This is a genomic window from Rossellomorea arthrocnemi, assembly GCF_904424705.1.
Taxonomy (GTDB): Bacteria; Bacillota; Bacilli; order Bacillales; family Bacillaceae_B; genus Rossellomorea; species Rossellomorea arthrocnemi.
The window spans coordinates 350,469-362,967 of record NZ_CAJGBF010000003.1 but is presented as its reverse complement, the minus strand read 5'-3'; the positions used below and the strand labels follow the sequence as shown (position 1 = coordinate 362,967).

Genomic DNA, 12,499 nt, shown 5'->3' with positions numbered 1-12,499 from the left:
ATTTTCTTTATCATGTTATTTACAGGATAGGAATTTTGTCTTACCAAACGTCTAGTAAACTACTGAAATGGTAAATTTTATTAATAGAAATTCCCCTTCATGGTGGTGGATGTCATCAAAAACCCCTTCCCTAATTATCCAGGAAGGAGCTGCTTTTCTAACTCTTCAGCTTCTAATCTTACATCCTCATTCTCCATTAACAACCGGAATAATCCTTTGATGACCAACTCGTCCGGATCTGATTTCCGGCATTCCTCTGAAATCCGATTCGCTATGTTCATGAAATACGTCACCTGAGCTTTACCAAGGTCGTTGATCTTTTCATACAGAGACTTCCATGCATACTCCCTTTTTTCAAATGAAATGAATGCTCCTTCCTTGTCCATATTGACAGCAAACGGCTTCATCATGTCATCATTCAATAAAGGAGAACTATTTCCACTTAGAAAATCATGTGCCAGGAGAGAAATCTGCCTGACTAAATGCTTTCCCAGTCTTGCAGGTTCGAGGGAGTCATCCTGTGTAATCATCAACATCATATATGATGAATAGATAGATTGGGTCATCCACATCAGATCCCATTTGTATGGGTTGATTTCATCACCATACACCTCCAGCAGATTATGTTCGAGCCAGCTGAACAGCCTTCCTCTCATCCGGTGCTCCATTGCCGAAAGCTTTTCGCTATTCTTAGCGGACTCACCTCTCATATGCATCTTCATATAGGATTTATACTCCAATATCCCTTCAAATTGTACTTGAAACTGTTTGGCAAACCGATCCATAGGAGGGAGGTTTCCTTCCAAGCCTACAACGAATGCCCGTTCAAACACGAGCTGTTGATAGTGTTCATAAATCGATATGATCAAATCTTCCTTTGATTGAAAAAATGAGTAAAGGGACCCTTTTGATATACCGACACTTTCGGCAATTTGCTGCATGGACGTTTGATTGAAACCATGCGCTCCAAAAAGTTCCACTGCTGATTCGAGAATTGCGATTCGTTTGTCCATTTTCTACACCTCTATATCCGGAGAAAAACATTTCTTCTTCATTTTAACCATACTCAGTAAAAAAGAGAAGAACATCATTTCTTGACTACATCATTTTTTTAGGTAAAATGACTATTGAGTCAACTAATAAATATACTGTTATATCAATGTTTAAATACTTACAAAAACGAAATCCTGACCCGGAAGTCAAACGTTATTAAAGGAGGAATCATTCATGTTAAAAGCTATTTTAAATCGCTCGAAAATCGTCCTGATATTCATTTTATTATTTGTGATTATCGGAATTTTCACCTTTCTACAATTACCCCAAAGGGAAATACCGGAAACCAGTGTCAATATCGGGACGGTTACAACTGTATATCCCGGTGCTACTGTTGATTCCGTTGAAAGGACTATTACCAATCCCATTGAATCTTCCCTTCAGTCAATTAGTGGTATAAAAGAGATCAATTCCTCTTCAGCATCAGGATTCTCTACTATCATTGTAGAGGTTGAAGACGGGGAAGACAAAAAAGAAGTGTTCGGAGATGTACGGCAAGCTGTTTCAGATGCATCAACATCTTTCCCTGAAGAGGTATTCGATCCTGAAGTCAAAGAGTCTACCGTAAAAATGCCTATCGTATCTTACCACTTAATCAGTGATAAAAAGGAATCACTTCTTGAGATGGATGACGAAGTGAACAGGTGGAAGGAAGAAGTCGAAGATTTATCCGGGATTTCAGGTGTGACAGTTAAAGGTCTTCCTGAAGAAGAAATTATCGTTGAATTACAAAAGGAAGAACTCAAAGCTTCGGGACTCAATCCCTCCTCGGTATTGGGTGCCATAAATGACGAATATTATCCCACTCCTCTTGGAAAACAGGAAGTGGACCAAGAGGTTGTACAACTATCCGTGGATCATTTCTCCAGCCTGGATGAAATGAAGAAACTCTTTGTCGGCAAGAATCCAAAAGGGGAAACGATTTTACTTGGAGATATCGCAAATGTGAATGTTTCACCAAAGGAAGTCAAAGATATTGTTACATTCGACGGGAAACCTTCTATATCATTTACTGCTTTTGTACAGCCCGGTGAAGACATCCCAACGGTCGATGAAAGAGTGAGTGACAAAGTCGATGAACTTTCAGACTCCCTTCCATCGGATGTAGAACTGGTCCCTTACTATTCTCAAGCAACAACCGTAACAAACATTTTCGATGGGTTATTTAAGTCACTTGCTATTTCAGTAGTTGCTGTTATCCTTACCACCGCCCTTGGACTGACGGTTTCCGGAGCTTTCGTTGTAGCACTTGCTGTACCGATTTCAGTGTTAATGGGGCTGATTCCATTACCATTTGCCAGTGTTGACCTTAATCAGATTTCCGTCATTGGTGCCATCATCGCTCTCGGTATTCTGGTGGATGATTCTATCGTTGTGAACGACAATATCCAACGCAGGTATAAACTAGGGGACGGTGCGCTTATTGGTGCCATCACAGGTGTGAAAGAGATTTGGGTGTCAATTGTGACTTCCTCTCTTGCTATTGTGTTCACATTCCTTCCGCTAGTATTCTTATCTGGTGGAAATGGAGCGTTCATCAGGGCTTTACCGACAGTATTAATTACAACCATTATTGCTTCCACACTGGTTGCTCTGATCTTCGTCCCCATCATGAGATACTTTCTTTATAGTAAGACGAAGAAAAAAGTTTCCGATGCTCCAGGGCTGTTAGGGAGGCCATTAAATAAGATTGCTGATTTTTATGCCGATACTCTCTTGAAGAAGTTTTCGAAGAGGCCGTTCGTCGTTTCTGCCATTGGTCTCGTGTTTACGACCGCTATTTTTGGTTTGATTGCTCTGACACCTTTCGAATTCTTCCCTTCTGCCGATCGTGAAGAAGTTACAGTCGATGTTACGCTTCCAATTGGTACACCGATTGAAGAAACATCTAACACACTCGAAGAAATAGAGCAACGTTTAAAATCAGATAAAGGAGTCTATGAAACTTCTGTTTTTGCCGGTACAGGACTACCGAATCTATTCAATAGTTCTCTTTCCAACTCAGGTCAAAATACAGGTCAATTAGTGGCAAGAGTCGATCGTGAAAATCAGACCGCCCAAGGGTTGATCGAAGAATGGACAGATAAATTACGAAAAGAATACCCTGAAGCAAAGATCTTCATGGAGACCATACAGCAAGGTCCTCCCGCAGGAGCACCTGTAACCGTAACCGTTTCAGGTCCTGAAATGAATAAATTAATTGAGCTTCGAGATAATATTACAACTGAAATAAATACGTTGAATACCGATTTGGTCGTTGACAATATAGGTGAAATGGAACCTTCGGTCGTATACGAGCCGAATCGTGAGAAACTCGAAGAAAATGGTATCACCATTAATGATGTTAGCCAACAACTTCGGATAGCTACTGAAGGCATTCCAATGAAAGCATTCGATAATGGTGTCACAAAACGTGATATGACTCTCCTTTTAGAAGGTTTTGATGAGGAAGTCGACCTTGCTTCCCTGGAAGTTCCGGCTGAAGCGGTAAACCCTGCCGGACCGCCTAAGCTGATTTCACTTGATGAGCTGGTGACTCCTGAGAAGAAGGAAGAACTTCAACTCATACCTCATAAGGATGGAGAACGTGCCATTACAATACGTGCTTTCCCTGGTGACGAGGAGAACTATAAAGAAAATGTACAGGAAATCGTGAAAGAAGCACAGGAAGCGCTTGGTGACAATAACTACTCCATTACATTAGGTGGGGAAAATGAAGCCCAAAATGATTTCTTTGCGGAGATCACCATTTTGTTTACCATCGTGATTTTCCTTGTGTATTTATTAATTGCCATTCAGTTCAATTCTTTATCTCTGCCATTCCTGGTCCTGGTTGCTGTGTACCTGGCGATTGCCGGTGCGATTCTCGGATTGTTCGTCACTCAAACACCGATCAGCTTCCTTGCAGTAATGGGGATGGTTTCTCTAACCGGAATCGTTGTGCGTAATTCGGTCGTGTTAATTGAATTTATTGAACAAGGGCTTAAAAGTGGAATGAGTGTGAAAGATGCAGTCGTTGAATCTGGCCGTACACGACTTCGACCGATCCTTCTCACCGCCCTTACCTCGATTGTGGCACTGATTCCAGTCGCAGTAAGCGGTGATGCTTTATTCACTCCTTTAGCTGTTACAATCATATCTGGTATTATGTTCTCAGCTGTATTAACACTAATCATCGTACCGATGATGTACCTGGTCTTTAACCGCTTCAGAAGGAGAAAACTTAAAGCAGAAAATTGACATATCCTGAGGGGAGACGTTGTCTCCCCTCATTTATTTGATCATTTGAAATATCACCACCCCGAATGGAACATACTACATATGAGGGCGTGATGAGTTGAGAAGAATCTGGCGAAAAGCCGGTTTTTTTATGAATTGAATTTTACCCTTGAGATATTTGCCTGCATCAAGCATTATAGATAAGTGTTACATTTTATTATTTTTGGAGGAACTACATGACTACTAAAATCAATTCCAAAGCCATCCTCATTACCTTCATGATCGGTGCTTTTTTTGCCATATTGAATGAAACTTTATTAAATATTGCCCTGACAGAATTAATGGAGGTCTTTCATGTAGATGCTCCTACTGTTCAGTGGCTTGCAACAGGGTTCATGCTCGTTATGGGTGTCCTGATGCCCATTTCCGCCCTTCTGATTCAGTGGTTCACTACCAGACAGATGTTCATCGGGGTCATGAGCATATTCCTTCTCGGAACTATCATTGCAGCATGCGCCGTGAACTTCCCCATGCTACTGGCCGGTCGGATGATTCAGGCAGTTGGAACGGGATTATTGATCCCTGTCATTATGAATGCCCTGTTATTGATTTACAGACCGGAAGTCCGTGGTAAAATCATGGGTACATTCGGATTGGTTATCATGTTCGCACCAGCCATCGGACCGACACTGTCTGGAGTGATCGTCGACTTTCTTGGTTGGAGATGGTTGTTTATAACTGTCATTCCATTTGCTGTATTTTCCATCCTGTTTGCTGTGAAATACCTACAAAATGTTGGTGAGATTTCCCGACCTGCTGTTGATATATTCTCAATCATTCTCTCTTCCATCGGAATCGGCGGGATCGTATACGGGTTCAGTGCCGCAGGTGAAGAAGAAGCTGGTTTCACTTCGGTCAAAATCATTGCCATTCTAGCCATATCAGTGATTAGTATCGTTCTCTTTGTTCTGCGTCAATTAAGGCTGGAAGAACCGTTGCTTGACGTCAGGGTCTTTCGCTTCAAGAGTTATACAAGAGGCGTTACAATCTTCGTCATCGTTATTATGGCTATGTTCGCTTCTGAAATTGTCATGCCGATGTACTTGCAGGGGCCTCTCGGATATACTGCTAAAACGGCTGGTCTTTTGTTACTTCCTGGAGCACTCCTGAATGGCCTGATGTCTCCCACCATGGGCTCACTATTTGATAAATACGGACCAAGAAAACTTATCATTCCTGGTACTTTAATATTGGTTGGAGTCATGATTTTCTTTAGTACGATCAATCCAACTACACCCATTTGGCTATTTGTGATTGTCTACATGGTTTTGATGCTTTCCATTTCAGCCATCATGATGCCTGCACAGACGAATGGATTGAATGAGCTTCCAAAGCACCTCTATCCACACGGAACGGCCATTGCCAATACTTTACAGCCCGTTGCAGGTGCACTTGGAGTATCCATCTTTGTCAGCATCATGACTCAAAGTCAGGCAGGATACATTGAAGAGGAATCTGGCGCACTAACTGAAGGAATCCTTCATAACGCCATGACCTATGGTGTTCATCATGCTTATTGGTTTGCGCTGGCATTGGCAGTAGTCGCGTTTCTTATTTCTTTATTTATTCGCAAAGCGATTGCTCCCGATTTTGATACAGAAGGAACTGAAAATTGATTCAACCATTCTAAAAAGAACGAAAAGCTCAAGACCGACTAGAGCTTTTCGTTCTTTTTAAATTGCCTGTCCCCCCTTAAGAGCTATTACTGTACGTCCCTCTTTCTCAAGAGTAAAATGGGGTTGAAAGCAAAAACGAGGAGGATATAGTATGGAAAAAGAGATTACTATCATTGAAGATATCCGTTCCGAAATACTGAATAGTGTTGAAGATTTATCAACAGATCAATTAAACACAGAGTCAGAAGAAGGTCGTTGGACGATCATGCAAGTTTTGGAACATCTTTATTTAATGGAACGATCCTTGACAAAGACACTCCAATTGACGTTGGAAAAGGGGGAAGAAAAGGATGTGGAGTCTAAACCGATCCACTTTACTGTAGATCGATCTACCAAGGTAGTCGCTCCTCCATTTGTGGTACCTACAGAAGAAAAACAGTCCCTTCAACAAATGAAAGCAAAATTGGAAGCTTCAAGAAAAGATCTCCTTACCTTCCTTAATACAACAAGCAAGGAAGCTTTACAGAAAAAAGCGTATCCTCACCCGATCTTCGGTCATATCCGTTTAGATGAGTGGGTACCCTTTATTGGTTATCATGAGAAAAGACATCTAGAACAGATCCAAGAGTTGAAATCAACATTATAAACGCATTCAAAAGGATCTGTTTCTTAGTGAAACAGTCCTTTTTAAGATGGAACCACCTTTAAAATACAAACGTCTCAGTTCCAAAGTTCCCTATCCAAATACAAATTGGGTTTCAATCCTAGACGGTTTTACCCCTTTCTTCCTTCGACATGATGGTTCACCAGTCAGGGCTGCATGAATGTACCCCGGATATCGAAAAAAGGTTCAGGGGTTCCTGAACCTATTCGTGATTTTCATTCAGTGTTGATATATAAACTAAATGAAAAGCTGTACAACTTCTCCCTGAATCTTATGGCTTACAATCTTCCTATTACCATTCCTAAAAACGCAAATAAGATGCCAAACGTATAGCTTAGGAGGAGATACGAAATCAGGGGCTTCCATTTTTTATCGGCATGAAATTGAATGTTTTCAAGTTTAAAAGTGGAAAAAGTGGTGAAGGAACCCAGAAAACCAGTACCAAGAAGAAGAATACCTGTTTCACCGATACCCGAAGCGATTACATATCCAAGGAGAAATGATCCTACCAAATTGACGAATAGGGTGGCATATGGAAAACCAGATGTATAATATTTCTTGAATAAACAGCTGATCCCAAAGCGGGACACAGCCCCAAAAAAACCTCCGATTGCAACCATTACGCCTTGCATAATCATCTCTACGCCCCCTCTCGGTTAAACTGATTAACTTTCTGATTTCCAATCACAAAACCTGCCCATGACATCAATAACCCTCCGAACACACTTCCTAATATATAAATAAGTGCAATAAACAGATGAGAATGAGTAAGGAGGTTTACAGTTTCGACACTAAATGTGGAAAAAGTGGTGAAAGATCCAATCATTCCTGTCCCGATGGCTGTTGCTCCCATTGGATGGATCTTCTTCATTTGAAATATGTATGTTGTGAGCAATCCCAACGTAAAGCTTCCAATCATATTAGCTAGAAAGGTACCCAAAGGAAATGTATAATCCCACCAGCCTCCAGCAAATATTCCAAGATAATACCGCAGTAAAGCCCCCACCGTTCCGGCTGCTCCAACTAGTATATAGACCATTAATGTTCACCTCAGTCATGCTATTTCTTAAATGAAAGAGCCTCCTGCTAATACAATGTATCAACAGGAGCCTTGACTCTCTTGTGATATCTGAATATTTACTACACGAAAATTTTTTGTCTATCCCTCTACATTAATTTCGTAATAAACATTGTGGCAATTCCAAAATAAATGAGAAGAGAGAGAATATCATTGATCGTTGTGATCAATGGGCCGGAAGCCACGGCAGGGTCTACATTGAACTTGTATAGAATGAGGGGGATGATAGTGCCTGCCAATGTCCCGATGATTAAGGTAATCAGTAAGGAACTTCCCACCACCAACCCAAGAACCATATTCCCCTGCCACACAAAGGCAATGAGGGCAATCATGACGGCACAGGTCACACCGATGATGATACCTACCCATAATTCCCGAAAAACCAGCTTTATGACTTGTTTCACATCCAAATCATTCGATACCAGTCCTCTGACCACGACGGCTAAGGATTGCGTACCCGTGTTCCCGGTCATGCCCGCAATCATCGGCATAAAGAAAGCAAGTGCCACCACCTGTTCCAGTGTCGCAGAGAATCTGTCAATGATACTCCCTGATACAAGACCAATGAATAATAAAAGTATGAGCCACGGCAAGCGACGATAAGCTGCGACGAATGGCTTTGTCGTAAAGTCGATGGACTTCCCCGACGCCGAAAGCTTTTCAATATCCTCATTCGCCTCTTGAATCACAACATCAATTATATCATCAACAGTAATGACCCCAACCAGCTTTCCATCTCCCTCTATGACAGGGATTGTAATGAAATCATAACGGCTGATCAACTTTGCGACGTCTTCCTGATCCGTATGGACATCCACTTTTACCACACGGCTGTACATGATATCTTCTATTTTATCTAATAACTCACTAAGTAATAAATCTTTATAGGAAATGACCCCTATCAATTTTTTATCTTCGTCAATGACATATAGATAATTAAGATACTCTGCTAATTCTGCGAAATGCTTCAGCTTATCCACCGCTTCACGGACTGTATAGTGTTTAGGTATCCAGACATACCGGTTATTCATGATACGACCGGCTGTTTCCGGTTGATAGGTCATGAGATTCTGAACCACTTGAGACTCGGCCTGACTCATTTCAGATAAGAGTTCCTCTATCTTTTCAGGCTCCAAATCTGTCAATAATGTAGCCAGGTTGTCATTTTCCATAAGGTCAAGGACTTTCGTCGACTTTTCTATCCCTAGTTTTTCTAAAACAATCAACTGATCTTCTCTTTCAATCTCCTGAATGAATTCCGTTAATTGTTCTAAAGGTAAATACAATAAAAATTTATTTCGATGCTTAGAAGGAATATGCAGGTATTGCTGAGCTATATCATAAGGTTGCAGCTCTTCAATAATCTCTATAAAATCGTTTTTCCTTCCGTCCTTCAAGCTTTGGATAATAGCAAGAGTGATTTCGTTTTCCATCATGCCTAAACTCATAGTGCGTACTCCTTATGATGTGTTTCTGTTCAAATTTACTTAAAGTGGGAGATACCTCAGTCCAGATCTCCACCATGATAGTATCTCCTAAAAGCAAGTGTAAACTTAACTCTATTTCACTGTTTGTTGATCTAATAATAAGATTTCTTTCAACTCATCCTCGGTTAAAGTTTGTACCATCTTTTCATCAGGATTCATGACCTCGTGGATCAGGTGACGCTTTTTATCCTGAAGCTCGTTCATCTTCTCTTCAATCGTTCCTTTGGCAATAAGCCTGATCACCTGGACCGTATTTTTCTGTCCCATCCGGTGAGCCCGGTCTGCTGCTTGCTCCTCTACTGCGGGATTCCACCATGTATCGTACATAATGACCGTGTCGGCACTTGTTAGATTTAAACCCGTTCCCCCCGCCTTTAATGAAATAAGAAAAAGATTACGTTCTCCTTCATTAAATCGATTGCACATACGAACCCTCTCATCTGATGGAGTGGCTCCATTCAAGTAGAAATACGCTTTTCCTTTATCAGTCAATTCTCTCCCGATCATTTCAAGCATTTTCGTGAATTGAGAAAATACCAGGACCTTTCTTCCTGCCAACCTGGATTCCTCCAACATATTCATGAGCTGTCTGAATTTCGCAGAGGAACCATGATACCCGTCAACAAATAATCCTGGATGACAACATATCTGTCTTAACCGGGTCAACCCTGCCAGAATTTTAATTTTATTTTTCCTCAACGTGTTTTTATCTAAATGCTTCATTGTATCATGCCTTAGTTTGGCGAGATAGGCTGCATATAACTCTTTCTGCTGCGGCAGGAGTTCTACTGAGTCTATGATTTCCTCTTTTCCGGGAAGCTCAGACAATACATCTTCTTTCAATCTTCGGAGAACAAATGGTCTGATTCTTTTCGCGATATCTTTCTTCGTCAAACGACTGTAATCCTTTAGCCCTCTAAATAAGCCAGGAAATACAACATGAAAGATGGACCAAAGCTCTTCAAGAGAATTTTCCACCGGCGTTCCGGTCAATGCAAATCGAATCGGTGCCTGTATCTTCTTGACACATCTTGCCGTTTGGGTGAGTGGGTTTTTAAATGCCTGTGCCTCATCATAAAAGACCGAATGAAATTCTTGGATTTCATACCATTTACTGTCGCTGCGAAGTAAAGGGTAGGATGTAATGATTACATCTACATCTTTCATTTTTTTTTGTTTCTTCCTTCGTTCTGCTTTGCTTCCATCTATGATGAGTGTCTTTATGTCGGGAGAGAACTTCCCAAATTCGCTTTGCCAATTATATGTGAGGGATGAAGGGCAAACAATCAGAGCTGGTAGCTTCCCGGACCTGATCGCTTCAAGTTCCGACACAAGGAATGTTATACTCTGTATCGTTTTTCCCAACCCCATATCATCAGCCAAGATTCCTCCCATTCCATAATGGGAAAGTGTCTTCATCCAACGGAAGCCGGTCTTTTGATAATCCCGCAACAGAGAGTCCAAACTAGATGGAACTGAAACCTCCAAGCTGTCGGGATCCATGATTTGCTGGAAGAATTCTTTAAAAGAATCCTCGAGTATGAACATCTGTCCGCCATCAACTGAATCTAGAAGGTCCAGACTTTGATGCAATGGAAGCACAAGTCCCTTTACCAGGTCATTCATCTCTGCTTGAGAGGTGTGGAGGAAACGCTGGATATCTTGAAATTCTTTTGATTCAAGTGACAGCAGTGAACCGTTTCTCATCCGATAATACTTTCGCTTTTCTTCGAGTGACTCCAGGATTTCCATAACCTGTCGTTCGGGTATACCATCCATATCAAATGTAAACTCCAGCCAGTTCATTCTTTCTTTTTTCACTTTGACCCGGATTTTTGGTGGATGACTTTCCTTGGAAATTCTGTTTCTCACTGCCGTAGTGGCATAAATTTGAACCTCCCTTTGAAGCTTCGTCACACCATAGGTTAAAAACTCATACTCCAAGTCTTCATTGTGTAAGTAGTATCCTCCTTCGGTTTTCCCGAAAGAAAACTCCTCCATCCATTCCAAAATGGTATCCTCTTTCTCTACATTACGAATCAATATAGATCCTGAAGGAGGCTCCCTATTTTCCAGTGGATGAATGACTACTTGCTCATAATGAAATTCAAGACCGGCTAATAAGCGATTTTTCACTCGATCCAGATAAAGCTTTGCAACAAGTGGAGCAGATTCCACTCTCCGGGCAATGTCTTCTGAAATGTTCACTTCCCCTAATCTTTTTAATCCAACTGCCACTCTTTCAAGGAAAAAGCCGATCTGGTCTTGGGGAATCGGAATGAAATCGGACCCTGAATGGGCAAGAAGCCTGTTTAATTCAGAAAGCCGTTTGCAATCCATACGTTCAAGTGTTGTAAATGTACCATCGTGAATGACGGTTTGATACTCTTCCAAGACAGCCATATCCTTTAATTCGGTAATGTATAACCTGTAACCCCCTTGGTCCGCCTGACTAAAATGGAAATTTATTGGAAGAGGTAATTTTCTTTGTTCCATCCCTTCAAACACCGATTCGTTTTGCTGTACGATCACGTTTTCGGAAATTATCAGTGCTGGAGACAACTTCTCCCATAATGACGGAGGAATTAGCAAACAACTACCATCGTTCTTTTCCTTATCGGAATCCGTTAATAATTTTATAAGGTGTTGAAGCACAACAGCTGTATTTTCTTCAAAGCAATGAAACTCCGGATTGAAGATAAAGGAGTCTGACAGATGGAACGGCTTTGCCTCCAGAATGCTTTCCAGAAAGGAATAAAAACGGGGTACCTTTTCACCTTGGATCGTGAATTCAATTCCAAGCCTTTCTCTCCCGCTTTTTGTGGATACTGGTTTAATCAAAAATTCATTCTGGAGTATCTTCCTATTCTCAAAGTGCCGAAGTTTAGCCGGGGAACGATAGGATTCTTCTTGGAACAGTGTGAAGAATTCTCCTGTAATTCCTTCTTCATAGCTTTGTACATTTCTCTGATCATTTTGTATCGCTAATAGGACAGCAGCAATATGCTGACAATCCTTATTAAATGAAGCCAGCTTCGGACAGCTGCACCGGGCTTCAATTTCACCCTTTGAATCCTCTTGAATGGTAACAAGGAAATCTTCTTCCCCCATAACAATCCCTTGACAATATTGTCTGGTATATTCGGATAATTTCACTTTATTCGCCCGGTAATACGCCTCTCCTCTTCTGAAAGAAACAGTACCGCAACGATCTTTTATGAGTTTTTGGTGTATAGACTTCAAGGATCTGGTTCCTTCCATGAATATATATAGTAATGACTGATTAGTTGCGTTGAACATTCTAATGATAACAACAAATTGG

8 protein-coding genes are annotated in these 12,499 nt (G+C 41.2%); 3 read left to right on the top strand and 5 right to left on the bottom strand.

The features are described 5' to 3' along the window. Positions 1-134: 134 nt before the first annotated feature. Positions 135-1,013, bottom strand: coding sequence for a TetR/AcrR family transcriptional regulator (locus BAA9072_RS07295; RefSeq protein WP_201714007.1), 879 nt, complete (start codon positions 1,011-1,013; stop codon positions 135-137). 214 nt (positions 1,014-1,227) lie between these two features. Here BAA9072_RS07295 and BAA9072_RS07290 point away from each other — a divergent pair, with 214 nt between their 5' ends. The 3 genes from BAA9072_RS07290 (at position 1,228) to BAA9072_RS07280 (ending at position 6,594) form a co-directional block, all read left to right on the top strand. Continuing rightward, positions 1,228-4,293, top strand: a complete 3,066-nt coding sequence (locus tag BAA9072_RS07290) for an efflux RND transporter permease subunit (protein ID WP_201714006.1) — start codon at positions 1,228-1,230, stop codon at positions 4,291-4,293. Between the two features lie 215 nt (positions 4,294-4,508). Continuing rightward, positions 4,509-5,948, top strand: coding sequence for an MDR family MFS transporter (locus BAA9072_RS07285; RefSeq protein WP_201714005.1), 1,440 nt, complete (start codon positions 4,509-4,511; stop codon positions 5,946-5,948). Between the two features lie 151 nt (positions 5,949-6,099). After that, complete coding sequence (locus BAA9072_RS07280; protein WP_201714004.1) at positions 6,100-6,594, top strand: DinB family protein; 495 nt, start codon at positions 6,100-6,102, stop codon at positions 6,592-6,594. Positions 6,595-6,890: 296 nt separating this feature from the next. Here the strand turns inward: BAA9072_RS07280 and crcB (BAA9072_RS07275) are convergent, their stop codons facing one another. The 4 genes from crcB (BAA9072_RS07275) to BAA9072_RS07260 form a co-directional block, all read right to left on the bottom strand. Continuing rightward, positions 6,891-7,247 (bottom strand): fluoride efflux transporter CrcB, encoded by a 357-nt coding sequence (gene crcB, locus BAA9072_RS07275; RefSeq protein WP_201714061.1) that lies wholly within the window; start codon positions 7,245-7,247, stop codon positions 6,891-6,893. Between the two features lie 5 nt (positions 7,248-7,252). Then, complete coding sequence (gene crcB / locus BAA9072_RS07270; protein WP_201714003.1) at positions 7,253-7,651, bottom strand: fluoride efflux transporter CrcB; 399 nt, start codon at positions 7,649-7,651, stop codon at positions 7,253-7,255. Between the two features lie 128 nt (positions 7,652-7,779). Beyond that, a complete protein-coding gene (gene mgtE / locus BAA9072_RS07265; protein ID WP_201714002.1) occupies positions 7,780-9,138 on the bottom strand; it encodes a magnesium transporter in 1,359 nt (452 codons plus the stop codon). A 111-nt stretch (positions 9,139-9,249) separates the two neighbouring features. Next, complete coding sequence (locus tag BAA9072_RS07260) at positions 9,250-12,420, bottom strand: DEAD/DEAH box helicase (protein ID WP_330999272.1); 3,171 nt, start codon at positions 12,418-12,420, stop codon at positions 9,250-9,252. Positions 12,421-12,499: the final 79 nt, after the last annotated feature.